Annotated in this window: 20 protein-coding genes; 7 read left to right on the top strand and 13 right to left on the bottom strand. The window is 66.0% G+C overall.

Going from position 1 to position 22,492, the window contains the following annotated elements; all coding sequences use genetic code 11:
- Positions 1 to 38 precede the first annotated feature (38 nt).
- Positions 39 to 1,937: a CHASE3 domain-containing protein gene (locus ACNHKD_RS11320; protein WP_442753591.1), complete on the top strand. Its 1,899-nt coding sequence runs from the start codon at positions 39 to 41 to the stop codon at positions 1,935 to 1,937.
- A 21-nt stretch (positions 1,938 to 1,958) separates the two neighbouring features.
- On the opposite strand, the gene ACNHKD_RS11315 is transcribed toward ACNHKD_RS11320, so the two are convergent.
- The 4 genes from ACNHKD_RS11315 to ACNHKD_RS11300 all read right to left on the bottom strand — a co-directional run bounded on the left by ACNHKD_RS11315 (position 1,959) and on the right by ACNHKD_RS11300 (position 5,439).
- Positions 1,959 to 2,945 carry an NAD(P)H-dependent glycerol-3-phosphate dehydrogenase gene (locus tag ACNHKD_RS11315; protein WP_442753590.1) on the bottom strand — a complete coding sequence of 329 codons (987 nt, stop codon included), beginning with the start codon at positions 2,943 to 2,945 and terminating at the stop codon, positions 1,959 to 1,961.
- Entirely contained in the window at positions 2,945 to 3,493 is a 549-nt protein-coding gene (locus ACNHKD_RS11310; protein ID WP_442753589.1) for a phospholipase D-like domain-containing protein, read from the bottom strand. The genes ACNHKD_RS11315 and ACNHKD_RS11310 overlap by 1 nt, the downstream gene beginning before the upstream one ends.
- Positions 3,494 to 3,495: 2 nt before the next feature.
- On the bottom strand, positions 3,496 to 4,557 hold the full coding sequence (tsaD, locus tag ACNHKD_RS11305; protein ID WP_442753588.1) for a tRNA (adenosine(37)-N6)-threonylcarbamoyltransferase complex transferase subunit TsaD: 1,062 nt from the start codon (positions 4,555 to 4,557) through the stop codon (positions 3,496 to 3,498).
- A 102-nt stretch (positions 4,558 to 4,659) separates the two neighbouring features.
- Complete coding sequence (locus ACNHKD_RS11300) at positions 4,660 to 5,439, bottom strand: SDR family oxidoreductase (RefSeq protein WP_442753587.1); 780 nt, start codon at positions 5,437 to 5,439, stop codon at positions 4,660 to 4,662.
- A 372-nt stretch (positions 5,440 to 5,811) separates the two neighbouring features.
- Between ACNHKD_RS11300 and lysM the strand changes: the two genes are divergently transcribed.
- Complete coding sequence (gene lysM, locus ACNHKD_RS11295; protein ID WP_442753586.1) at positions 5,812 to 6,327, top strand: peptidoglycan-binding protein LysM; 516 nt, start codon at positions 5,812 to 5,814, stop codon at positions 6,325 to 6,327.
- A gap of 63 nt (positions 6,328 to 6,390) precedes the next feature.
- Here the strand turns inward: lysM and ACNHKD_RS11290 are convergent, their stop codons facing one another.
- Both ACNHKD_RS11290 and ACNHKD_RS11285 read right to left on the bottom strand, forming a co-directional pair.
- Positions 6,391 to 6,981 carry a glutathione S-transferase gene (locus ACNHKD_RS11290; RefSeq protein WP_442753585.1) on the bottom strand — a complete coding sequence of 197 codons (591 nt, stop codon included), beginning with the start codon at positions 6,979 to 6,981 and terminating at the stop codon, positions 6,391 to 6,393.
- Positions 6,982 to 7,127: 146 nt separating this feature from the next.
- Positions 7,128 to 7,709, bottom strand: a complete 582-nt coding sequence (locus tag ACNHKD_RS11285) for a hypothetical protein (protein WP_442753584.1) — start codon at positions 7,707 to 7,709, stop codon at positions 7,128 to 7,130.
- A 193-nt stretch (positions 7,710 to 7,902) separates the two neighbouring features.
- Here ACNHKD_RS11285 and ACNHKD_RS11280 point away from each other — a divergent pair, with 193 nt between their 5' ends.
- Positions 7,903 to 8,406, top strand: coding sequence for a hypothetical protein (locus tag ACNHKD_RS11280; protein ID WP_442753583.1), 504 nt, complete (start codon positions 7,903 to 7,905; stop codon positions 8,404 to 8,406).
- Between the two features lie 19 nt (positions 8,407 to 8,425).
- On the opposite strand, the gene ACNHKD_RS11275 is transcribed toward ACNHKD_RS11280, so the two are convergent.
- From ACNHKD_RS11275 to ACNHKD_RS11265, 3 genes are read right to left on the bottom strand one after another with little or no spacing between them, the layout of a single operon-like run.
- Positions 8,426 to 9,271 (bottom strand): 23S rRNA (adenine(2030)-N(6))-methyltransferase RlmJ, encoded by an 846-nt coding sequence (locus ACNHKD_RS11275; protein ID WP_442753582.1) that lies wholly within the window; start codon positions 9,269 to 9,271, stop codon positions 8,426 to 8,428.
- A gap of 50 nt (positions 9,272 to 9,321) precedes the next feature.
- Positions 9,322 to 10,101: a ribonuclease T2 family protein gene (locus ACNHKD_RS11270; RefSeq protein ID WP_442753581.1), complete on the bottom strand. Its 780-nt coding sequence runs from the start codon at positions 10,099 to 10,101 to the stop codon at positions 9,322 to 9,324.
- A gap of 28 nt (positions 10,102 to 10,129) precedes the next feature.
- On the bottom strand, positions 10,130 to 10,597 hold the full coding sequence (locus ACNHKD_RS11265; RefSeq protein WP_442753580.1) for a hypothetical protein: 468 nt from the start codon (positions 10,595 to 10,597) through the stop codon (positions 10,130 to 10,132).
- Between the two features lie 102 nt (positions 10,598 to 10,699).
- On the opposite strand from ACNHKD_RS11265, the gene ACNHKD_RS11260 reads away from it, so the two are divergent.
- Both ACNHKD_RS11260 and ACNHKD_RS11255 read left to right on the top strand, forming a co-directional pair.
- Positions 10,700 to 12,025 (top strand): DUF459 domain-containing protein, encoded by a 1,326-nt coding sequence (locus tag ACNHKD_RS11260; RefSeq protein WP_442753579.1) that lies wholly within the window; start codon positions 10,700 to 10,702, stop codon positions 12,023 to 12,025.
- Between the two features lie 139 nt (positions 12,026 to 12,164).
- The gene (locus tag ACNHKD_RS11255) at positions 12,165 to 12,833 is read left to right on the top strand and encodes a L,D-transpeptidase (RefSeq protein ID WP_442753578.1); all 669 of its coding nucleotides are present in this window, start codon (positions 12,165 to 12,167) and stop codon (positions 12,831 to 12,833) included.
- A 71-nt stretch (positions 12,834 to 12,904) separates the two neighbouring features.
- Here ACNHKD_RS11255 and ACNHKD_RS11250 read toward each other — a convergent pair whose 3' ends face one another.
- The 3 genes from ACNHKD_RS11250 to gltB all read right to left on the bottom strand — a co-directional run bounded on the left by ACNHKD_RS11250 (position 12,905) and on the right by gltB (position 19,568).
- On the bottom strand, positions 12,905 to 13,114 hold the full coding sequence (locus ACNHKD_RS11250) for a hypothetical protein (protein ID WP_442753577.1): 210 nt from the start codon (positions 13,112 to 13,114) through the stop codon (positions 12,905 to 12,907).
- A 7-nt stretch (positions 13,115 to 13,121) separates the two neighbouring features.
- Entirely contained in the window at positions 13,122 to 14,543 is a 1,422-nt protein-coding gene (locus ACNHKD_RS11245) for a glutamate synthase subunit beta (RefSeq protein WP_442753576.1), read from the bottom strand.
- A 321-nt stretch (positions 14,544 to 14,864) separates the two neighbouring features.
- Positions 14,865 to 19,568 (bottom strand): glutamate synthase large subunit, encoded by a 4,704-nt coding sequence (gene gltB, locus ACNHKD_RS11240; RefSeq protein WP_442753575.1) that lies wholly within the window; start codon positions 19,566 to 19,568, stop codon positions 14,865 to 14,867.
- 470 nt (positions 19,569 to 20,038) lie between these two features.
- Between gltB and ACNHKD_RS11235 the strand changes: the two genes are divergently transcribed.
- Complete coding sequence (locus ACNHKD_RS11235) at positions 20,039 to 21,298, top strand: hypothetical protein (protein WP_442753574.1); 1,260 nt, start codon at positions 20,039 to 20,041, stop codon at positions 21,296 to 21,298.
- A 50-nt stretch (positions 21,299 to 21,348) separates the two neighbouring features.
- Here the strand turns inward: ACNHKD_RS11235 and ACNHKD_RS11230 are convergent, their stop codons facing one another.
- Entirely contained in the window at positions 21,349 to 21,813 is a 465-nt protein-coding gene (locus ACNHKD_RS11230; protein WP_442753573.1) for an Hsp20 family protein, read from the bottom strand.
- Between the two features lie 332 nt (positions 21,814 to 22,145).
- On the opposite strand from ACNHKD_RS11230, the gene ACNHKD_RS11225 reads away from it, so the two are divergent.
- Complete coding sequence (locus ACNHKD_RS11225; RefSeq protein WP_442753572.1) at positions 22,146 to 22,472, top strand: hypothetical protein; 327 nt, start codon at positions 22,146 to 22,148, stop codon at positions 22,470 to 22,472.
- Positions 22,473 to 22,492: the final 20 nt, after the last annotated feature.

Genomic DNA, 22,492 nt, shown 5'->3' with positions numbered 1-22,492 from the left:
GCATAAAATCGCCAGATCGGTTTGTTAGTGGACCGCGCATGGCCGCGTCGAGAAAGTATCTGTCCTTCGAAACGGTCAGCCTGATCGTCGCCTTCGCGATTCTCGCTTCGGCCGGCGTCGTCACGATCCGAACCGAGGAGCATCGCCGCAACAGCGGCTCCCTCGTACGCCATACGCTCGAGGTCGAGAGCGCGTTGCACAAGCTCAACAGCGCGGTGCGCCGCGCGGAGAGCGAGGAGCGCGGCTATGTCATCAATCGCGACAAGAAGAATTTTTCTCCCGCAACGGATCTGGCCGGCGGCATCGAGCAGCAATTGACGGAGATCGGCGCGCTCGTCGCCGACAATCCGGAACAGAGCGAGAGGCTCGCCAGGCTCCGGCCGCTTCTGCGGGAGCGCACGGCGCTCCTTGAACGCAAGCTCGCCCTGATGAACGCCGGGCGCTTCAACGAAGCGACCGAGATCGTGCGCACGGGGCGCGGCAAGGCGCTGATGGATCAAATCGACGCCCTGATCAACGAGATGGTCTCGTTCGAGGAGGAGCTCTATCGCCAGCGCGACGAGCGCTTGGCGCGAGCCAACGATTCGCTTCAGTCCGCGATCGGCGTCATGATCGTTCTGCTCGCCGGCGTCGCCGCCTTCGCTGTGTTTCTGGCCCAGAAGCAGATCACCGCGCTTCGCAAATCCAGCGACGCCCTTAAGCTCGCCTATAACGAACTGGTCGGCGAGTCGACGAAGCGAAGCGCCCTGGAGGCGCAGCTCCGTCAATCGCAGAAACTCGAGGCGCTGGGCCACCTCGCCGGCGGCATCGCGCACGACTTCAACAACATGCTCGGCGTGATCGTCGCGAGCCTCAACATTCTGCGCCGCAAGCTGCGAAGGGAGGAGGCCGACGCGGAGCAGATGATCGACTCGGCGCTCGACGGCGCCGATCGCGCGGCGAAACTCGTGCGCCGCCTGCTGGCCTTTTCGCGCATCCAGCCGCTCAGCCCCACGCCGCTCGACGCGAACCAGCTCGTGACGGGCATGTCGTCAATCCTGCACCGAACCCTGGGCGCGCCAATCCAACTCGCGACCTCGCTCGGCAAGGACCTCTGGCTGACGAGGGTCGACGCGAACGAGCTCGAAAGCGCCATTCTCAATCTCGCCGTCAACGCCCGCGACGCCATGCCCATCGGCGGGCAGTTGACCATCGAGACCGCGAATGTGGAACTCGACGAACATTACGCCGCGGAAAATCCCGAGGCGAAGGTCGGCCAGTATGTCGTGCTGTCGGTCTCGGACACAGGCGCCGGCATGCCGTCGGATGTCGTGGCCAAGGCCTTCGATCCTTTTTTCACAACCAAGCCTATCGGCAAAGGCACCGGCCTCGGCCTCTCCCAGGCGCACGGCTTCGTCAAGCAATCCGGCGGCCACATCAAGATTTATTCGGAAGTCGGCCACGGGACCTGCGTAAAGCTCTATCTGCCGCGCTATGTCGAGGCGAACGAAAAGGCCGAGCCCCCTCCCCCGGAGCCCAAGCAGGAGGACTTTCCGCGCGGGCGGCCCGAGGAAATCGTTCTGATCGTCGAGGATGACGAGAGCGCCCTGCGCGCGACCTCGCAGGGCGTGCGGGAACTCGGCTACACGGTGCTCGAGGCGACGAGCGGCGAGGAGGCGATCCAGATCATTCGCGCGCGGCACGATATCTCGCTGATGATCACCGACGTCTTCATGCCGGGGATGGATGGCGCCCGGCTGGCGCGAGAGGCCGTCTTTCGCCGCCACTCCCTGCATGTGCTGTTCATTACGGGCTACTCGCAACACGCAATCATGCGCAACGGCCTGCTCGATCCCGACGTGAACCTGCTGACCAAGCCCTTTACGCTCGCGCAGATCGCGCGCAAGATCCGGGACGCGCTCGACGGCAAGGCGAACCTTCCGGCGGGAGTGCAATAGACCATTCGAGACGCCCGACGATCAGGCCTCGGCCTTGAGCGGCCGCATCAGCAGGGCGTCGATCGCCGCGTCGACGCTGAGGCGCGATGACAGAATGGCGTCCACCGCTTCGGCGATCGGCATCTCGATTTCCGCCGCCTGCGCCATTTCGACGAGCACGCGCGCCGTGAAGGCGCCCTCGGTGAGCTTGCCGCCGGACGCGTCCTTTACCGCCGTCCCCTGCCCGAGCGCCTGACCAAAAGCGAAATTGCGCGATTGCGCCGAACCGCAGGTCAGCACCAGATCGCCCAGCCCCGAAAGGCCCATCAGCGTCTCGCTCCGGGCGCCAAGCGCGCGGCCGAGCCGCATCAGCTCCGCGAAGCCGCGGGCGATCAGCGCGGCCTGCGCGCTCGCGCCGAGCCTGCGGCCCGAGGCCATGCCGGCGCCGATGGCGAAGACGTTCTTGGCCGCCCCGCCGATCTCGACGCCGCGAAGGTCGGTGGAGCGATAGAGACGAAAGGTCTTGGTCGACAGCGCCTCGCATAGTTGCTGCGCCAGCCCCTCGTCTTCGGCCGCGAGCGTGACGGCGGTCGGGAGACCCTTGCAGACGTCGGCGGCGAAGCTCGGCCCGGAGAGAACCGCGGGACGCGCCTGCGGCAGTTCCTCGGCGACGACCTCGCTCATGAAATGGCGCCGGTCGCGCTCAATGCCCTTGGCGCAGATGACGAAGGCCGCGCCTTCCGAAAGATGCGCCCGGGCGGCGCGCGCGACGGCGCGCATCGCCTGGGCCGGGACGACCGCCAGAACGATCCTCGCGTCTTTGATGCAGGAAAGGTCGCTTGTCGGCGCGACTGCGGCGGCGAGCGGCAGGCCGGGAAGATGCCGCTTGTTCTCGCGGTCTTTCGCCAGCGCCGCCGCATGGGCGGGATCATGCGCCCAAAGCGCCACGCGCGCGCGCCCTTGCCCGGCGACATTGGCGAGCGCGACGCCCCAGGCGCCGGCGCCGAGAACTGCGATGGAGTCGCGCATCACCTCATTCCGATCCGCTGATTGTCCGGACGCGCCCAGAGACGTTCGAAGGTCTCGCGGAAGCGCGCCGCCGCCTGCGCGCTCTCTATAACGATCAGATCGTTGTCCTGATAGGCTTCGCCAGAGACCGAGAAATTCGCCGAACCCGTACGTAGCGTCCGACCGTCCACCTGATAGCTCTTCAGATGCATCAGGTCTCGGTTGCGCGCCTTGAGCCGCACATCGATATTCGGCGCGCCCGCAACGCCAAGGATCGGCGCGTTGCGGCCCATCTCCTCGCCGTCGAGATAGACGCGCACGCGAACGCCGCGCATGGCGGCGCGCCCGAGCGCCGCGACGAGGGCGCGGTCGGTGAGCACGTAGGCCGCCATGTCGATGGAACGGCGCGCGCCGTCGATCAGGCGCGCGTCGACGGTTTGGAAGCCGTCGCTTGGCCCGTAGAAGATCTGCAGGCCCGAATAAAGCGGCTCCTGCGACAGAGGCCCCGCCGCCTGCGGCTGCGGCGCCAGCAGCATCGCCGCCAACGCCGCGAAAAACGTCCGCCGCAATGCTACGCCTTGCCGTGATGAGCGCCGCTCGCCACGGCGTCGAGCGGCCAGCGCGGACGCGGGGCGAAGCCGAGATCGTCCGTGAAGCCGCGCTTGAAACGCTCCAGCCCGGCCCAGGCGATGATCGCGCCGTTATCCGAACAGAGATTGCCGGGCGGCGAAACGAAGCGCAGGCCGCTCTCGGCGCACAGGCGCGTGAGCGCGCGGCGGATGGGGCCGTTGGCGCCGACGCCGCCGCCGATGACGAGCCCGCTCGGCCGTCCCTCGCCTTCCGTGAAGAGCTTCACGCCGCCGCGCACCCGATCGACGATGACGTCCACGATCGCCGCCTGAAAGGACGCCGCGAGGTCCTTGACGTCCTGCTCGCTCGGCGCGCCGAGCTTGAGGACTTCGAGGCGCACGGCGGTCTTGAGGCCGGAGAGCGAGAAATCCGCGCCGCCGCGCCCGACCATTGGACGCGGGAAATCGAAGCGACGGGGATCGCCGTCCTGCGCGAGCTTCTCGATCTGCGGGCCGCCCGGATATGGCAGGCCGAGCATTTTCGCGACCTTGTCGAAAGCCTCGCCCGCCGCGTCGTCCACGGTCGAGCCGATCCGGCGATAATCGCCCACGCCCCGCACCGCGACGAGCTGCGTGTGCCCGCCCGAGACGAGCAAAGCGAGATAGGGAAAGTCGAGATGGTCGGTAAGCCGCGCCGTCAGCGCATGGGCTTCGAGATGGTTGACCGCGATGAAGGGCTTGCCGGAGGCGAGCGCCAGGCCTTTGGCCGCCGTAAGCCCCACCAGCACGCCGCCGATGAGCCCCGGCCCGGCGGCCGCAGCGATCGCGTCGATATCAAAGAGCTCGACTTTGGCGTTGGCGAGGGCGCGGGCGATCAGCCGGTCGAGCACGTCGATATGCGCGCGCGCCGCGATCTCCGGCACGACGCCGCCATAGGCCGCGTGCTGGGCGATCTGGCTCAGAACCTCATTAGAGAGAATGTCGCCCCCATCCATTCCGAGGCGGTCCGACACGACGGCGGCGGCCGTCTCGTCGCAGGTGGTTTCGATGCCAAGCACGCGCATAAACGCTCCCTAGGCGCGAAACGCGCCTTTTTGACGCCCGCGGGCGACGCGCGCCCGCGGATAACTGCTTAAATGTTTAGTGGATTATGGTTTGCGAAGGGTTTACGGAGCTTCCTCCGCCACATCCGGCGTCCGCCACGCGAGATGCTGCCCGGCGTCCACCGCGATCATCTGCCCGGTGACGCTCTTCGCCCTGCTCAGATAGATCACCGCGTCCACGACGCCCGAGACCTCGGCCGCGTGGCCCAGGGGCACGCCATGCGTCTCGATCTCGAAATCCCTGTCGCCCAGCGCCTCGTTGGGGAAGACCGGTCCCGGCCCCACGGCGTTGACGCGAATGCGGGGAGCGTAGGTCTGCGCCATGGTGCGCGTCGCGGTCCATAGCGCCGACTTTGAGAGCGTGTAGCTGAAATAGCGCGGCGTGAGGCGCCAGACGCGCTGGTCGATGATGTTGACGATGGCGCCCTCGGCGCCCTCGGGCAGCGCGGCCGCGAAATCCCGGGAGAGAATCAGCGGGGCGCGCAGATTGATCGCCATCTGCCGCTCGTAGCGCTCCAGCGTGAAATCCGAGGCCTGATCCACTTCAAAGACGGAAGCGTTGTTGACGAGGAGGGTCGGCGGCCCAAAGGCGCGGGCCGCGAAATCGGCGAGCCCTCCGGTCTCCCGCGCATTGGCGAGATCGGCGACGGCGACGCAGGCCCGGCCCCCCTGCTGGCGGATGGCTCCCGCCGCGAGCTCCGCTTCCTCGGCTGAGCGCTGCGAAGAATGCAGGACGACCGGGCGCCCTTCCCGCGCGAGGCGGCCAGCGATGGCGAGGCCGATGCGCCGCGCGGCGCCTGTCACAAGCGCCGGCCCCCTATGTCTGTCGCTCGCCTCTGTCATCGCCGCTTCGCTCCGTCGCAGGGGATTCTCACGAGGCCATCAAGCGCGAGAGCGTCGATCGCCATCCGGCAAGTCTTGCGAATACCCGTTCGCCATACATGCCGGCTCCCCAGTCCCGGGCGGCAGGTTGAACCGAAAATTCGACGATTCGGGAATTAAATAATCCGATCCCATCCAAAGGCGGACCCTGTCGCCACGTCGCGGGGAGTCGCCTGAACGCAGTTTGCGGATCGCCTTTAAAGACTTGGAGCGCGCTTTTTGCATTTTTTCGCAAGCCGCGCTCCAGGCGGGTGACCAATGGCCCTGTCACAAGCGCACGCGGCCACTAATATACAGGGCGGCGCGCGCAGCGTCTTGGTCAGGAGGCATTTCATGGGCATTTTCGACTTCTTCACCGGCAAGAGCAAAGCGGCTCCCGCGCCTGCCGGCGCGACCGACAACTCGGCGGCCTCGGCCGACGTGCTGACGAAAGAGTTGCAAGACCATGGCTTCGACGTGTCGGGCGTCGACATCGAAGTCGACGGCGGCAAGGTGACGCTGAACGGCGCCGTGAATTCCCGAGCGGAGATGGAGAAGATCGTGCTGCTCGTCGGCAACACGAAGGGGGTCGCGCAGGTCGAGAACAATCTCATCGCGCCAGACGCCGACCCCGAGGCGCCGTCGGGCGTCTATGTCGTCAAGCAAGGGGACACGCTCTGGAAGATCGCCGAGGAAAGCTATGGCGACGGCAAACGCTATGAGGAGATCTTCGAAGCCAACAAGCCGATGTTAAAGCACCCGGACCGGATCTATCCGGGCCAGCGCCTGCGCATTCCGGGCGCGACCGGCCCGGCGGCCGCGAACGCCGTCGTCTGGGCGCCGCCCGCGGAAATCGCGAAAAAGGGCTGAGATCGGGTCACCTGCGTTTAGGCGGCTCCGCCTAAACGCCGCGCGATCCAGCGCCCGGCGCCGCTACGCCTTCGTCGCCTCGAAAGCGGGGACCTTCGTCGCGAAATCTTGCAGCCAGGCGGCGAGCCTCGGATGCTTGCCGCGCCAGGCGCCTTCGAAGCGGAGATCGAGATAGCCGAGCGCGCAGGCGACGGCGATCTGGCCGATGTCGACCGGACCGGCCGGCGGGGACGCCTCCAGAACGGCGAGCGCGCGGTCGATTTTGCCTTGCTGGAGATCGATGGCGTCCTGGTCGCGCAATTCGGGACGCCGCGTCGCGGTCTCGTAGCGGATGAGCAAGGCCGCGTCGTTGACCCCGTCTCCGAGCGCCTGCAGGCGCAGGACGTCGAAGCGGCCCGGAGCCGCCGGAATCAGTTTCCCGCCGCCGAGATGGTCGAGATAATCGGCGATCACACGGCTGTCGTAGAGCGCCGAGCCATCCTCAAGGACAAGCGCCGGAATCTTGCCCAGCGGGTTTTGCCGACGAAGCGTGTCGTTGGGGTCCGTCGTGCTCGCCGCGACGATCTCGATTCGCCCCGCGAGCCCAAGCAACTCCGCGGCGATGCGAATCTTTCGCGCATAGGGAGAGGCGGCGGAGTAGCGGAGGATCATCATCGGGCGGCGCCTCTCTGTCACACGGTTGTTTCACGCGCGCCCTGGCGAGACGGCGGCGTGAGAGCGAGGCATATTGGCTGGCGCGCGCGGCATCAAGAGCGCGGCGGCATTTCGGGCGGGTTCGAGTGCTGCGGCCGGGCGGCGAATTACCGCGTATTCTGGCCAACAACCTGCGTCTCGTCGTCCGTGTCGCTGAGCACGAGCGGACTGCGCCCGGATCGCATCGTATGCTCCAGCTTCTCGAGCGTGTTCCGCTTCTCGGCGGGAAGCCTGGACTGCGCCAGCCCCACGAAGTCGGATGTGGTGTGCGGACAGGCGGCGCGGCCTTTGAAAACGAGAATTCCGTTCGACGTCACGAGGCTGTCGCCGGCCCGCAACGTGCCGTCATGCAGGCGCACCTCGTCGCTGTCTGGATTGGCGCGCTCGGAAAGGCCCGCGGCGCAGAAGACGGCCTTACGGGGCTTTTCCCCGTCGCCGCCCTCGTCCGATTTGCGCGCCGAGCGGCGATCCTTCGACGATCGAACCGAAAAAGAGACGCTGCCGGCGGGCTGACGCCGACGCGCCTGTGGCGCCGAGGCCGGCGGGGCGGCGGTTTCGCTGCCGCCATCGCCAAACAAATCCTCAAAGAACCCCGCTTGAGCGCTCGTCGTCCATGCGGAAACGACGAGAATCGTCGCCAGGAGACCGCTCGCCCGTCGAATCTTCGCAGCGCAAATGACAAAACCCATGGTCGCCGCCCTCCCGATGAAATTCGATTTGCCGTCGTCTATCAAAAAAACGGCCCCCGCCGCGCGGCCGGTGTCGACGGGCGGTTAAGCCTTGGTCGTCATCCCTGGCTGCATTATCAGCATTTCTCAGCATAGGGAAAAGAAAAGCGCGCGCCGCGCGCCAGCGCACATCTCATAAAAGGGACAGGGTCAATTGAGCGGATTCGAAACGTCGCGGATCATCGAGGCCGGACTTCGCGCGACCATGTCTTCCAACCTCGTATACGCGCATGTCTTTCGCCGCGTCCGTCGCCTGGCGCCCCTTGCGCTCGCGGCGTTTATTTTCTCCAGCGCCGCCTGTCGAGCCGCGGACGAGGCGCTTCGCCAGTTGCTCGTCGAAAACTGCCGGCTGGCCGAAGCGATCGTAAAGGGGCGCATCCTTTCCTCGGAAACGGCGCCCAGGGATTTGACCCGCACGCGCTTCGCCGTGACATCCTCCTTGCGAGGCCCTTTCAAGTCGGGGGAGGTCGTCGACTACTTCTCGCTTCTGGAGAGCGGCGCGCGGAGGGGCCAGGAATTCGACAATGAAGTCGTGGTCTTCCTCAAGTCCAGGCGGGCGGCGGGCGAAACGCGATGGGGGCTCGCGACCGACTTCTCCGAATTCGCCTCCTTCCGCCTGACGGGCAAAGCGCTCGATCGATGCTTGAGAGCGAAATAGCGCCGTGACACGGAAGGCGTCACTCGCCTGTCAGCTGCTCGACCGCAAATCCCGCGCCCTCCCCCTGCGCCAGCCTTGCGGAGAAAAAAGCGAGGATTTTGCGCGCTTCTTCTTCGAAGACAAAGGGCGGATTGACCACGACGAGGCCCGTGCGCCGCAAGCCTTCGCCGCCGCTCGCAACCGCAAGCGACACCCGCAGGGCGCGCTTGACGCTCTTGGCCCTGAAGCGGTCGTGGAACGTCCGCTCCGCGGCCGCGTCCTTCGACGGATGCCATAAGGCGTAAACGCCTGTCGGCCACTTGCCGTAAGCGGCGTGGAAGGCCGAGAACATCGCCTCGAATTCATCCGTGCGCTCAAAGGGCGGATCGATGAGGACGAGGCCCCGCCGCTCTTTCGGCGGCGCAAAGGCTCCGAGGCCGGTATAGCCGTCGATATGAATCGTCTTGATCCGCGCGTCGCGGCCGAAGCGATAGCGCAACGCATCAAAGGCGTCGGGCCGAAGCTCGCAGAAGATGGCGCGGTCCTGCTCGCGCATGAGTCGCGCGGCGATGAGCGGCGAACCCGGGTAAAGCGCAGGCCGTCCGTTTGCGCCGAGGGCGCCGACGCAACCGAGATAAGGCGCCAGAAGCGCGCGCGTCTCGTCATCGGCGCAGGACAGATCGGCGAGGCGCCCAACGCCGCCCGCCCACTCCCCCGTGCGCTCGGCTTCGTCGGCCGCGAGATCATAGGCGCCCTCCCCGGCATGGGTGTCGATAACGCGGAAGGGCGCGTCCTTGCGCGCCAGATAGACGAGCAGGCGGGCGAGCAGCGCATGCTTGAAGACGTCGGCGAAATTGCCGGCGTGGAAGCCGTGGCGATAGTTCATGGCGTCCTATGGCACGCGGCCTCTCTCCCGCAAAACCCGGAAGTCGCAAATCAAAGCGGCGCGGGCACGGAAATTTCCCGTTGGCGGCAGCCATGCCGCACGACCTCCGGGCAGACGCGGAATTCGCGCAGATCCTTCGACAGGCAGATGCGCACTTCCTCCAGCATGTCGCGGCGGCAGGCGACCGCCATCATGCCGGGACGCAGGCGCGGATTCGCGTTGTAAAAGGCGCGCTCGATGTCGATGGGCGTGAAGGTCTGGTCGCGCGTCGGCCGCACGAAGGGCGCGGGGATCGTGACCGCCTCCCATGCGCGGGAGACGTCGGCGAAATAGTCGCTGGGGCTCTTGCCCGAACACGTGCCATGCTTACGCCATTCGTAAAGCGCCAGACGCTCGTCGGGAAAAACGCCGTTGGCGCGCTCAAGGGCGATGCGCGAGGGACTGCGCGGGCCGTCGCAGTCGCTCGGAAAGCCATGCTCATATTGCGGCCATAGGCCATGCACGACGAATCCGTGGCCCCGGCCCGGCTCGCACTGGTCGCGCGCGCCGCCGACGCTGTCACAAAAGCCGGGCGACCAACTCAAGGCGAGCACATAGAAATCGAAATTGCTGGAAGGCGCGCCGGAGCGGAAGCCGCCGCTTTCGCGGGCCTCGGTCTTTGCCTCAGGCTGGACCTGCGGCGCGGGCGCCGGCTGCGTCTTGGGCGGCAGCCGGTCGGCGCAACGGTCGAGAATGCAATCGTCGTCCTTGGCCTGCGCCGGGTTGAAAAACAGAACGGCGACGCAAATCGCTCCCGCGCGAAGGGCGGCGCTGACTGGATTGGCGAACATGGAGATCCTCGCGGCTCTGCAGCCAGGGTCAAGGTCCGGCGGCGCGGCAATTCGGACTGAACGCATGGTTGCGGTCAAGTCCCTCGACGCACCACGTCACGCCCGATCCGACGCCGATGAAGCCCAGCGCCTCGCCCACATTATAAACGACGCGGCGGCGCTTGCCGTCGGTGAAGAACGCCTCGCCCTGGCAATAGCGGCGGGGAATGTAGCTCAATCCGTTGGCGCGATAGCCGGTTTCGGCGGCGCTCTCAAAGGCCGCGATGGCGAGGCCGGAATTCCAATACTCCCTCTCCCGCGAAGCGAAACTGTCCAGTATTTCTTGCAGGATCCACGGGTCGGAGCAGAGCGGCAGCACCCCGGAATAAGGGGGATAACGATATTCGGCCGGCGGGTCATATTCGCGCCGCCCGCCTTCGCCGGCCGATGCCGGCGCAAGAGCCGACGCCGCGGCGGCGAAGCCCAGAACGAGGCGAGCGACGACCCATTTGCGCATAATTATGTTCCCTTTTTCGACTCGATGCGGATTGGGGGCGAAAGCCGCGCCTGCGTCAAGCCGCGATTTGCGCGGGGCGACCCGGTGCGCCATACTGGCGGCATGGCGAACGATCTGGCCAACCACTGCAAAGTCAATGCTTTCAAGCTGCGCCGCGCGCTCGCCGTCTTCCTGCTCGCATTCGCCGCCCTGCTCGCTTCGGCGCCGGAATCCTTCGCGCAGGATCCCTTCTCCGATTTCTTCGGCGGCCTGTTCGGCGGCCCGAAGCACGCCCCCGCCCCCCGCCCCGAAAGCCAGCCGCGCGTGCGCCGAATGATGCCGCATCAGGAGAACCGCCCGCCAACCTACTGGCGCAGCGGCGACGCCGCGCGCCCCAAGCGCGCCGCGAAACGAAGCGAACCCGCCGGCGGCCCGGATCAAAACGCGCCCGAGGCGGCCGCCAATTATTTCGTCGCCGTGATGGGCGACACGCTCGCCATCCAGCTTGCGGGCGGACTCGAGGAGACCTTCGCCGACAAGCCGGAGATCGGCATTCTCCGCAAGGGCAAGGAAAGCTCCAGCCTCGTGCGCGACGACTTTTACGATTGGCCGAAGGCGGCGAAGGAGATCGCCAACGGCCCGCAGAAGGTCGACGTCGCCGTGATGATGGTCGGCTCGAACGACCGGCAGCCTTTGCGGGCGGGCGCGCAGAGCGAAGAGCCCCTTTCGCCGCGCTGGCGCGAATTGTACGTCGCCCGCATAGACGCCGTGCTCGCGGCCTTCCGCGAGAAGAAGATTCCGGTCGTCTGGGTCGGCCTGCCGGTGATGAAGAATGAGAGCTTCTCGGCCGACATGGCGAAGCTCAACGAGATTTTCCGCGACCGGGTCGAGAAGGACGGCGGCGTCTTTGTCGACCTGTGGGAGGCGCTCGCCGACGAGAAGGGTCAGTTCAACGCTTTCGGCCCCGACGTAAACGGCCAGATCGTGAAGCTGCGCACGGCCGACGGCGTGCATCTGACGGACGCCGGCGCGCTGAGCGTCGCGCATTTCGTCGCGAACGAAATCAAGAAACTTTACGAGGGCCATCACCCGACCCCACCGCTCGAACTCGCGCCCTCGGCCGCCGCGCCGCCCGCCTCGGGACAACCGCCCGCGCAAGCGACCGCGTCTCCGGCGCCGCCCGGCGCGCCGCTCGTTTTCCACTCTCCGGTGAAGCCGTCGACCATGGAGGCGCCGGCGCTACCGGAGCGGCCCGCCATTGGTCCCGTGCAAAGTCTGACGGGGGCGGCCGCCGCGCAAGGCTCGGAGCTTGCGAGACGAGCCTCCGTCGCGACGCCCCCCGGCGCCGATGCGCAGGCGCTCGCGCGACATGTCTTCGTCGAAGGCGGCGACCAGCCTCCGCGCCCCAATCGCGCCGACGATTATTCATGGAAGCCCGCGGCGCCCTGAGAAATTGAGAACCCCTTAAGACGTGCGGCGATTTTGCGACAGCGAATTTTGTGCGCCGTTGACGATCGTGCGCCAGCGCACGGAACCAATTGCCTGGCTCCTGCATTGTTCAGCCCAGAAGACTTCTGGAGCCGCAAAAATGTCCGATTTCAAAAATCGCCTTCTGCCGATCGCCACTTTTGCGCTGATGAGCGCCTTCTCGACGAACGCTTTGGCGGAGAACAGCGGCTTCCTCGCGCTTTTCGAGGAGGCGACGCCCGCCGACGCGCAGGATTACAACGCCTATTATGGCGGCGGCCCGTCTCAGGCCTCCTATGAGCAGCAGCAGGACGACGCTCGCCTCCAACGCGAATCGCCGACTGTGACGCGCGAGATCGTCCCCGATCCCACGAATGAGCGGCCCGGCACCATCACCGTCGACACGGAAGGCCGCTATCTCTATCTCTCGCTCGCGAATGGCAGGGCGATGCGCTACGGCATCGGCGTCGGCCGCGAAGGTTTCACCTGGAAAGGCCGCGTCCACATCGGCCGCAAGGAGTCCTGGCCGGATTGGACGCCGCCCAAGGAAATGCTGAAGCGCCGCCCCGACCTGCCGCGCCACATGGCCGGCGGCGAGGAGAACCCGCTCGGCGCCCGCGCCATGTATCTCTATTCCGGCGACAAGGACACAATGTTCCGCATCCACGGCTCCAATGAGCCCTGGACGATCGGTCAGGCGGTTTCGTCGGGCTGCATCCGCATGACGAATGACGACGTGACGGATCTTTTCAGCCGGGTGAAGGTCGGAACGACCGTTGTCGTCCTCTGATCGACAGCCTTCCTCCCCCAAACTTAAAAAGCCCCGGAGAACCGGGGCTTTTTTGTCAGGCGGCGTCGCGCCTATTCGAGATTGCAGCTGAAGACGAAATTGGTGAGCGCTGAGAAAGTCACCTGAATGACGACCCAGATCCCGATCAGGGTCCAGCCGAGCTTCTTCTGCTCGCGGCCATAAAGGAAGGCGCCGACGAGCGGCAGCAGCAGAAAGAAGAATTGCCACGGCTGACTGACGAAGGTGTCGCAGTACCAAAGGTTCAATTTCTCGTCGACCATAATTTCCTCACCTTGGCAGATTTGTTTCGCCCATCAGGTGCAGGTCGACCGCATGGGCGCACTGGCGTCCCTCACGAATGGCCCACACGACGAGCGATTGTCCGCGCCGCATGTCTCCGCACGCGAACACTTTTTCGCGCGTCGAGTTATAGGCGCGCGTATCTGCCGCGACATTGCCGCGATTGTCGAGATCGACGCCGAGCTGTTCGAGCAGGCCTTCCCTGATCGGCGAGACGAAGCCCATGGCGAGCAGCACGAGATCCGCTCTCAGGATGAAGCTGCTGTCCGGGACTTCCTGCATCTTGCCGTCGACTTTTACGCAGCGCAGGCCCGTCAAAACGCCGTCCTTGCCGAGGAACTCCTTCGTCAGCACCGAGAAATGCCGCGGCGCGCCCGCTTCGTCGTGCGAGGAGGAGGTGCGTAGCTTGAGCGGCCAGTCCGGCCAGGTTAGGAGCTTGCTCTCCTTGACCGGCGGCTCCGGCATGATTTCGAGCTGCGTCACGGACAGCGCGCCATGGCGCACCGAGGTGCCGATGCAGTCCGAGCCCGTATCGCCGCCGCCGATGACGACGACATGCTTGCCCGTGGCGAAGATCGGCTCGTTCGTGGCGAGCGGCTCGCCGGAGACGCGGCGGTTCTGCTGCGTCAGAAAGTCCATCGCGAAATGCACCCCGCGCAGTTCGCGTCCAGGGATCGGCAGATCGCGGGGATTTTCGGCGCCGCCCGCGAGGACCACCGCGTCATGCCCGGCGACGATATCGCGGACGTTCACGTCGACGCCGACATTGACCTCGTAGTGGAAAATGACGCCCTCGGCCTCCATCTGCGCGACGCGACGGTCGATCAGATGCTTCTCCATCTTGAAGTCCGGAATGCCGTAGCGCAGCAGGCCGCCGGCCTTGGCGTTCTTCTCGAAGACATGCACGTCGTGGCCCGCGCGGGCGAGCTGCTGCGCGGCGGCGAGACCCGCCGGGCCGGAGCCGACGACCGCGACGCGGCGGCCGGTCTTGCGCTTCGGCGGCTCGGGAACGACCCAGCCCTCGTTGAAGCCGCGATCGACGATCGCGCATTCGATCGTCTTGATGGTGACCGGCTGGTCCTGCAGGTTCAGCGTGCAGGAGGCCTCGCAGGGCGCGGGGCAGATGCGGCCGGTGAATTCCGGGAAGTTGTTGGTGGAGTGGAGATTGGCGAGCGCGCGCTTCCACTCGCCGTGATAGACGAGATCGTTCCAGTCCGGGATTTGGTTATTGACCGGGCAGCCATTGTGGCAGAACGGGATGCCGCAATCCATGCAGCGCGACGCCTGGTTCTTGGTCGCCTCTTCCGAGAGCGGGATCATGAACTCGTCATAGTGACGGATGCGATCGGCCGCCGGCTTGTATTTGCGGTCCTGACGGTCGATTTCGAGAAAGCCCGTGACCTTGCCCATATTGCTTCCCAACCTTTTCCGCACCGGGCCCCAGCCGGGAGCGAGCCCGCCGCCGCCCCTGCGCGACTTTGCAAAAGTTCTAAACGCTTTCGTCCGAGCCCCGTCAAGCGCGTCCCGCCCGGCGCAGGGCGATCGGGCGAAGGTTTCCTCATCCTGAGGAGCCGCCAAAGGCGGCGTCTCGAAGGACGAGGAAACCTTCATTTCGCACCGTCTCGAACTCGCCCTCGTGCTTCGAGACGGCTCCTGCGGAGCCTCCTCAGCATGAGGGCGAGATTGTTGTCCTCCACCCGATTGCCTTGGCCCGACGAGGCGGCGCCGCCCCTACTCGCCGGCCGCCTTCAGCCGGCCCGGCTGCGCCTTCTTCTGCATTTCGGTCAGCGCGCGGCGGTATTCGATCGGCATGACCTTGCGGAACCTGACGCGATAGCTTTCCCAGTCGTCGAGAATCTCACGCGCGCGGGTCGAGCCCGTAAAGCGCAGATGCTTCTCGATGAGCTGGCGCAGGCGCTCGGCGTCGAAGCGCGTCATGTCGGACATGACGTCCACCTTGCCATGCGTCTCGAGGTCGCCCGACTGGTGATATTTCTCGGTCATCGCCGTCTCCTCGGCGCCGACCGGCTCGAGATCGACCATTGCGAGGTTGCAGCGCGTCGAGAACGTATCGTCCTCGTCGAGCACATAGGCGATGCCGCCCGACATGCCGGCCGCGAAATTGCGGCCCGTCTGGCCAAGCACGACCACCACGCCGCCCGTCATATATTCACAGCCATGGTCGCCCACGCCCTCGACCACCGCGACGGCGCCCGAGTTGCGAACCGCGAAGCGCTCGCCCGCGACGCCGCGGAAATAGCACTCGCCCGCAATCGCGCCATAGAGCACGGTGTTGCCGACGATGATCGAGTTCGACGGGTCGATCTTCCTGGCGTTGCGCGACGGATAGACCACGAGCCTGCCGCCCGAGAGGCCCTTGCCGACATAGTCGTTGGCCTCGCCTTCGAGCTGCAGCGTGACGCCGCGCGCGAGGAAGGCGCCGAAGCTCTGCCCCGCCGTGCCCACCGCGCGGATATTGATCGTATCCTCCGGCAGGCCGGCGTGACCATAGATGCGCGCCACCTCGCCCGAGAGCATCGCGCCCGTGGTGCGGTCCACATTCTTGATCGGCGTCTCGATCGAGACCTTGGCGCCCCGGTCGAGCGCCGGACGCGCCTCGGCGATGAGCCTGTTGTCGAGCACCTTTTCGAGGCCGTGATCCTGCGACTGCGAATGGCGGATCGCGGCGCCCTCGCCTGCCGGCTTGAAGAAGAGCTTCGAGAAATCGAGACCCTGCGCCTTCCAGTGAGCGATGGCCCTGGTCTTGTCGAGCATCTGCATCTGGCCGACGAGCTCATCGAAGCTGCGATAGCCCATCTGCGCCATCAGCTCGCGCACTTCCTCGGCGACGAAGAAGAAGAAGTTGATGACATGCTCGGGCTGGCCGACGAAGCGCTTGCGCAAAACCGGGTCCTGCGTCGCGACGCCGACCGGGCAGGTGTTGAGATGGCACTTGCGCATCATGATGCAGCCCGCGGCGATGAGCGGCGCCGTCGAGAAGCCGAACTCGTCCGCGCCGAGCAGCGCGCCGACGACCACGTCGCGGCCCGTTCGCAGGCCGCCGTCGACCTGCACGGCGATGCGCGAACGCAGCCCGTTCAGCACCAAGGTCTGATGCGTCTCGGCGAGACCGATCTCCCAGGGCGAGCCGGCATGCTTGATCGAGGTCAACGGCGAGGCGCCCGTGCCGCCGTCATAGCCCGAGATCGTGACATGATCGGCGCGGCCCTTCGAGACGCCGGCGGCGACCGTGCCGACGCCGACCTCGGAGACGAGCTTCACGGAGACGCCCGCCTTCGGGTTCGCGTTCTTCAGGTCGAAGATGAGCTGCGCCAGATCCTCAATCGAGTAAATATCGTGATGCGGCGGCGGCGAGATGAGGCCAACGCCCGGCGTCGAGTGCCGGACCTTGGCGATGACCGCGTCGACCTTGTCGCCGGGCAACTGCCCGCCTTCGCCGGGCTTCGCGCCCTGCGCCATCTTGATCTGGATCATGTCGGCGTTGACGAGATACTCCGTCGTCACGCCGAAGCGGCCGGAAGCCACCTGCTTGATCGCCGAACGCATCGTGTCGCCATTCGGCAGCGGCTTGAAGCGGTCGGGCTCCTCGCCGCCCTCGCCCGTATTCGACTTGCCGCCGATGCGGTTCATCGCGATGGCGAGCGTGGTGTGCGCCTCGCGCGAAATCGAGCCGAAGGACATGGCGCCCGTCGAGAAGCGCTTGACGATCTCGCTCGCCGGCTCGACTTCCTCTAGCGGAACCGGCTCGCGGCCGTCTTCCTCGGCGCCCTTGATGCGAAACAGGCCGCGCAGATTGAGCAGGCGCTCGTCCTGCTCGTTCAGCGCCCTGGCGAAAGCGCGATATTGGTCGCGCGCGTTTCCGCGCACGGCGTGCTGAAGCAGCGACACGGTCTGCGGCGTCCAGCTATGGGCCTCGCCGCGGATGCGGAAGGCGTAATCGCCGCCGACATCCAGCGCGTCGCGATAGACCGGCGCGTCGCCGAAGGCGAGACGATGACGGCGCACCGTCTCCTTGGCGATCTCGTCGAGGCCGACGCCCTCGACCCGCGTCGTCGTGCCGGTGAAGAACTCGTCCACGAAGCTTTGCGCGAGTCCCACGGCGTCGAAGATCTGCGCGCCGCAATAGGACTGGTAGGTCGAAATGCCCATCTTGGACATGACCTTCAGCAAGCCTTTGCCGACCGCCTTGATGTAGCGCTTGACCGCCGTCTCGGCGTCGACGTCCTTGGGGAACTCCGAAACGGAGGCTTCCAGCGTGTCGAAGGCGAGATAGGGATTAATCGCCTCGGCGCCGTAACCGGCGAGACAGGCGAAGTGATGCACCTCGCGCGCTTCGGCTGTCTCGACGACGAGCCCGACCGAAGTGCGCAGCCCCTTGCGGATCAGGTGATGATGCACCGCCGCCGTCGCAAGCAGCGCCGGGATCGGGATACGGTCCGGCCCGACCATGCGGTCGGACAGGATGATGATGTTGTATTTTCCGTTGACGGCGTCCTCCGCGCGCTGGCACAGGCGCGCGATGGCGCTGCGCATGCCCGCCGCGCCCTTGCTGGAATCGTAGGAAATTTCCAGCGTCTTGGTGTCGAAGCTGTCCTCGACCATGCCGATCCAGCGGATCTTTTCGAGATCCTCATTGGTGAGGATCGGCTGGCGCACTTCTAGCCGCTTCTTGTTGGCCGAACCCTCATGGTCGAGAATGTTCGGACGCGGCCCGATGAAGGACACGAGGCTCATGACCAGCTCTTCGCGGATCGGGTCGATCGGCGGGTTGGTCACCTGCGCGAAGTTCTGCTTGAAATAGGTGTAGAGCAGCTTCTCCTTGTCGGAGAGCGGCGAGACGGGCGTGTCCGTGCCCATGGAGCCGACGGCCTCCTGGCCGGTGACGGCCATCGGGAACATCAGCGTGTAGAGGTCTTCCTCGGTGTAGCCGAAGGCCTGCTGGCGATCGAGCAGCGTCACGTCGGCGCGCGCGGGGCGCGACTCGACTGGCTTCAGCTCTTCGAGCTGGATTTGCGTGCGCGCGAGCCACTCCTTGTAGGGATGCGAGAGCGACAGCTCCTTCTTGATCTCGTCGTCGGAGACGATGCGGCCCTGCTCCAGATCGACGAGAAGCATCTTGCCCGGCTGGAGCCGCCACTTCTGGACGATCTTCTCTTCCGGAATGGGCAGCACGCCCATCTCGGACGCCATCACCACGAGGCCGTCCTCGGTGACGAGATAGCGCGCCGGGCGCAGGCCGTTGCGGTCGAGCGTCGCGCCAATCTGGCGCCCGTCGGTGAAGGCCATGGCGGCGGGGCCGTCCCAGGGCTCCATGAGCGCGGCGTGATGCTCGTAGAAAGCGCGGCGGTCCTCGTCCATCAGCGGATTGCCGGCCCAGGCCTCGGGAATGAGCATCATCACCGCATGGGCGAGCGAATAGCCGCCGCGCACGAGGAATTCGAGCGCATTGTCGAAACAGGCGGTGTCGGACTGGCCCTCATAGGAAATCGGCCAGAGCTTGCTGATATTGTCGCCGAAGAGCGGCGAGGAGACGGACGCCTGTCGCGCCGCCATCCAGTTGAGGTTGCCGCGCAGCGTGTTGATCTCGCCGTTATGCGCGACGAAGCGGTAGGGATGCGCGAGGCGCCAGGAAGGAAAAGTATTGGTCGCAAAGCGCTGATGCACGAGCGCGATCGCCGAGACGAAGCGCTCGTCCCTGAGGTCGAGGAAGTAGCTGCCGAGCTGCGAGACAAGCACCATGCCCTTATAGACGATGGTGCGCGTCGAAACGGAGACCGCGTAGAATTCGCGGCCGCCATTTCCGATCGCGTAAATTTCATTCGAGGCCGATTTGCGCGCGAGATAGATGCGGCGCTCGAAATCGCTTTCGTCCGTCACGCCCGGGCCGCGCCCGATAAAGAGCTGCATGTGATGCGGCTCGACGGCCTTCACCGCCTCGCCGAGATCGCTCGAATCAACCGGCAGATCGCGCCAGCCGAGGACGACGACGCCCTCGTCCTTCATCTGCTCTTCGAGGATGGCCTTCGCCTTGGCGCGCACCTCCGGGTCGCGCGGCATGAAGAACTGGCCGATGGCGTATTCGCCGGCGGCCGGCAGGTCGAAGCCGAGCTTCTTGCATTCCGCCTTGAAGAAATCGTGCGGGATCTGGATAAGGATGCCGCAGCCGTCGCCGAGCTTGGGGTCCGCGCCGACCGCGCCGCGATGGTCCAGATTGAGAAGGATCTGCAAGCCCATCTCAACGATGGCGTGCGACTTCTCATTGTGCATGTTGGCGACAAAGCCGACGCCGCAGGAGTCGTGCTCTTTCGACGGATCGTAAAGCCCCTGCGCGGCCGGCAGGGCCGGATCGCGACCGATGGCGATCTCCTGGCCCAGGACCTCCTGAGTGGCCTTGTTGTCAACGACCTTCGTCATGGCGGCGTCTCCCCGACGTGGCGCGGCCATCCTCGCGGCCGTCGTCCCGTCACATCTTCGATTTAAAAAACTGCATAGAGCAAGATCGAAGCGGATAGAAGCGCGCTTGCGCCTCGTCCCGCCCCTGCTTGCGGTCGGCCAACGGATCGGCCGCCATTCCCAGCGCCCGTCCCGGCCGGGCCGCCGCGCCGTCAGGCAAAAGGCGCGCCAGACCTTTCGATCCGTCAGTCGTTCGCCCCAAGCATCCGCATCGAATGGCGGCGCGTCGGGAAAAGGCGACTTGCGAAGGGCGAGCGGCGACGAAAGGTCAGCAGCACTGACATATCGGCGCACACGATAGTTGCCAGATTTATGCCCCGGTGACAAGCAACCGCCCAAGAAGAAGGCGGTTCCATCTCGCGTCCAACGCTCGCCTCAATCGGGGAGATGATGGTAAAAGCGATTGGGGCCACGGTTAAGGATAGTCGATCATGTCTTCTGCTTGGCGGAAATGGGGAGCCCCGCTGGCGCTGGGGCTCGCGCTCGCCTGCGCGGCCCGCGACGCGGCGACGGCGCAGTTTTACTTTCGGCCTTTCGTTCAACCCTTCCGCTACGACCTGCCGCCGCCCGATGTCGAAGATGATTTCGACGCCCCGCGTTTCGCCTCGCGCCGCGCGGTCGCCCGCATTCTGGCCCGCGAAGGATTTCAGCTTGTCGGTCCACTCGGGCGTCGCGGCGACCAGATCGTAGCAACCGGCGTTAGCCGCCGGGAGGGCGAGACGCGCTTCTTCATCGATCCCTTCGAGGGGGTGATTCTCCACGCCGTCAGCACTGGCGCGCCGCCGCGAGGCGACGACGGGTTCGTGCCCCCGCTTGGCGGCTCGCATCCGGTGGTCAAGGAAATTGGCCGCGGCCGCGCCCAGCCGCCGGAGGAAACCCGCGAGAACGGGCGCATCCGCTCCGTCGCGCGCCCGGCGCCGCAGCTCAACGCGCCCGTGCCGACGCCGCAGGCCCCATCGGCGCCGATCGCCGCGCCCGCGCCCAAGGCGGCGCCGCAACCTGCGGCCGTGAAGCCGGTCGAGACCGCGAAGCCCGCGCAGCCGCAGAAGCCTATCGAATGGGCGAAGCCGGCCGAAATATCAAAGCTTGGCGAGCCGCCGGAAGCGCCAGCCGGGCCGCCCAAGGCTGCGGAAGCGCCCAAACCGCCGGAATCGGCCAAGTCCATTGCGGCGAAGCCGATGGAGCCGGCGAAGCCCGTCAAGGCGGCGAAATCTACGGAGCCGCCGAAATCCGTGGAATTGGCCAGGCCCGCCGCTATTTCGAAGGTTCCCGAGCCGTCAAAAGCGATAGAGGCGCCGAAGCCGGTCGCGGCTAAACCCGTGGAGCCCGCGAAGCCTGTCGCCGCGAGGCCAGCCGCCGAACCGGCGAAGCCCGTGGAGGCCGCGAAGGCGCCCGTCACAGCGCCGGCGATAGAGTGGAAGAAGCCTGTCGAAGCCAGGGTCGAGCCCGCCGCCAAGCCGGCGGCGCCGCCGGTCACGGAAGCGGCGAAACCGTCTGCGCAGGCCGCCAGGGCCCCTGCCCCGCGCGCGACGGCGGCGCGTTCGACCGGGGGCTCTCACCGCGCGATCGTGCCGCCGGCCTCAGCCGAAAGCGTAACAGTCGTGACGCCGTCGACGCCCGCGACCTCAACCGCGCATTCGGCGCCGGGCGCGCGAACGCCGCAAAGCGTGGCGATGCCGAAAGAGCAATAAAAAGAGGCGCCCACCGGGCGCCTCCGTCATTTTCAGATCTTGCATGAGCCTTAGGCGGCCTTCGACTCCACGACTTTCGGAGCCGACGCGCCGCCGCCAATTTCGATGCGGCGCGGCTTCTGGGCTTCCGGAATTTCGCGAACGAGGTCGACATGCAGCAAGCCGTTTACGAGACTTGCGCCGGTCACGACGACATGGTCGGCGAGCTGGAAGCGGCGCTCAAAGGCGCGCGCGGCGATGCCTTGATGTAGCATCTCGCGGCCTTCGGCCGGCTGGGTCTGTTCCTTCGAACCCTTGATGGAGAGCGTGTTCTCCTTGGTCTCGATCGTCAGCTCCTCGCGCGAGAAGCCCGCGACGGCGAGGGTGACGCGATAAGCGTTCTCGCCCGTCCGCTCGATATTGTAAGGCGGATAGGATGACGCGCCGTCGACGCCGCTCGCCTGGTCGAGAAGATTGAAGAGACGATCGAAGCCCACGGTCTGACGATAGATGGGCGAAAGATCGAAGTGACGCATGACATATCCTCCGTAAGAAGCGACATGCGGCGCGCTGCGTAACGCGCCGCGCCTTTCCGCGCGTCCGGTGTGGCCCGCGCTGACATCGAGGTGGGAAGCGTTTTCGCGAACGTCAAGAGGGTCGTCTGCGGCAAAGCTTGCTTAAAATCAATTCAAGTTGCGCAAAAAGCACACTCCAAGCATATCTTTGAATTTGGAGACTTTGTCGCATGCCGAACAGCGCTCCGACGATCTAACTTGGCCATATGCGGAATCGAGGGGGCCATATTTTCAGCGCAAATAAGCGCGGCGTCGGATTCGCCAGCTGGGCGCGGCGCGCCCTTGCGCTGGCGATGGCGCTGTTTTTCGTCGCCCAGGGGCCGGCGGTCCATGCGCAGGGCGCGCGATCGAACCATGGCGCGGCGATCGGCCAGAAATGCGAAAGATCCGACGCCGCCCTCCCTGGCCGCGAGACGCGCCCGCCGGCGACCGAAGCTCAGCATGATTGCGAGACATGCCTCGCCTGCGTCTTCGCGTCGATCATCGACGAACGGCCACGCTTTCTCGCGTCGCCAGTTCCCGCGAACGGGATCGCCGCGGCTTTCCCGGAGGATTTTCCGGCGCCCGTCCCGCGCTGGCGCGCCGCGCATCCGGCCCGCGCGCCCCCGCTTTTCTCCTGATCCCCTGAAGACCCAACCAA

Origin of the sequence: Methylocystis sp. JAN1, assembly GCF_052186135.1 — a bacterium.
Classification (GTDB): domain Bacteria; phylum Pseudomonadota; class Alphaproteobacteria; order Rhizobiales; family Beijerinckiaceae; genus Methylocystis.
Note: the sequence above shows the minus strand (reverse complement) of the source record. Positions and strands in the feature narration are given on the sequence as shown.

Excerpts from the sequence above, each read along its gene's own strand:
- ACNHKD_RS11320 (WP_442753591.1), top strand. The coding sequence starts at position 39 with ATGGCCGCGTCGAGAAAGTATCTGTCCTTCGAAACGGTCAGCCTGATC.
- ACNHKD_RS11315 (WP_442753590.1), bottom strand. The coding sequence starts at position 2,945 with ATGCGCGACTCCATCGCAGTTCTCGGCGCCGGCGCCTGGGGCGTCGCG.
- tsaD (WP_442753588.1), bottom strand. The coding sequence starts at position 4,557 with ATGCGCGTGCTTGGCATCGAAACCACCTGCGACGAGACGGCCGCCGCC.
- ACNHKD_RS11300 (WP_442753587.1), bottom strand. The coding sequence starts at position 5,439 with ATGACAGAGGCGAGCGACAGACATAGGGGGCCGGCGCTTGTGACAGGC.
- lysM (WP_442753586.1), top strand. The coding sequence starts at position 5,812 with ATGGGCATTTTCGACTTCTTCACCGGCAAGAGCAAAGCGGCTCCCGCG.
- ACNHKD_RS11290 (WP_442753585.1), bottom strand. The coding sequence starts at position 6,981 with ATGATGATCCTCCGCTACTCCGCCGCCTCTCCCTATGCGCGAAAGATT.
- ACNHKD_RS11285 (WP_442753584.1), bottom strand. The coding sequence starts at position 7,709 with ATGGGTTTTGTCATTTGCGCTGCGAAGATTCGACGGGCGAGCGGTCTC.
- ACNHKD_RS11275 (WP_442753582.1), bottom strand. The coding sequence starts at position 9,271 with ATGAACTATCGCCACGGCTTCCACGCCGGCAATTTCGCCGACGTCTTC.
- ACNHKD_RS11270 (WP_442753581.1), bottom strand. The coding sequence starts at position 10,101 with ATGTTCGCCAATCCAGTCAGCGCCGCCCTTCGCGCGGGAGCGATTTGC.
- ACNHKD_RS11265 (WP_442753580.1), bottom strand. The coding sequence starts at position 10,597 with ATGCGCAAATGGGTCGTCGCTCGCCTCGTTCTGGGCTTCGCCGCCGCG.
- ACNHKD_RS11260 (WP_442753579.1), top strand. The coding sequence starts at position 10,700 with ATGGCGAACGATCTGGCCAACCACTGCAAAGTCAATGCTTTCAAGCTG.
- ACNHKD_RS11255 (WP_442753578.1), top strand. The coding sequence starts at position 12,165 with ATGTCCGATTTCAAAAATCGCCTTCTGCCGATCGCCACTTTTGCGCTG.
- ACNHKD_RS11250 (WP_442753577.1), bottom strand. The coding sequence starts at position 13,114 with ATGGTCGACGAGAAATTGAACCTTTGGTACTGCGACACCTTCGTCAGT.
- ACNHKD_RS11245 (WP_442753576.1), bottom strand. The coding sequence starts at position 14,543 with ATGGGCAAGGTCACGGGCTTTCTCGAAATCGACCGTCAGGACCGCAAA.
- gltB (WP_442753575.1), bottom strand. The coding sequence starts at position 19,568 with ATGACGAAGGTCGTTGACAACAAGGCCACTCAGGAGGTCCTGGGCCAG.
- ACNHKD_RS11235 (WP_442753574.1), top strand. The coding sequence starts at position 20,039 with ATGTCTTCTGCTTGGCGGAAATGGGGAGCCCCGCTGGCGCTGGGGCTC.
- ACNHKD_RS11230 (WP_442753573.1), bottom strand. The coding sequence starts at position 21,813 with ATGCGTCACTTCGATCTTTCGCCCATCTATCGTCAGACCGTGGGCTTC.
- ACNHKD_RS11225 (WP_442753572.1), top strand. The coding sequence starts at position 22,146 with ATGGCGCTGTTTTTCGTCGCCCAGGGGCCGGCGGTCCATGCGCAGGGC.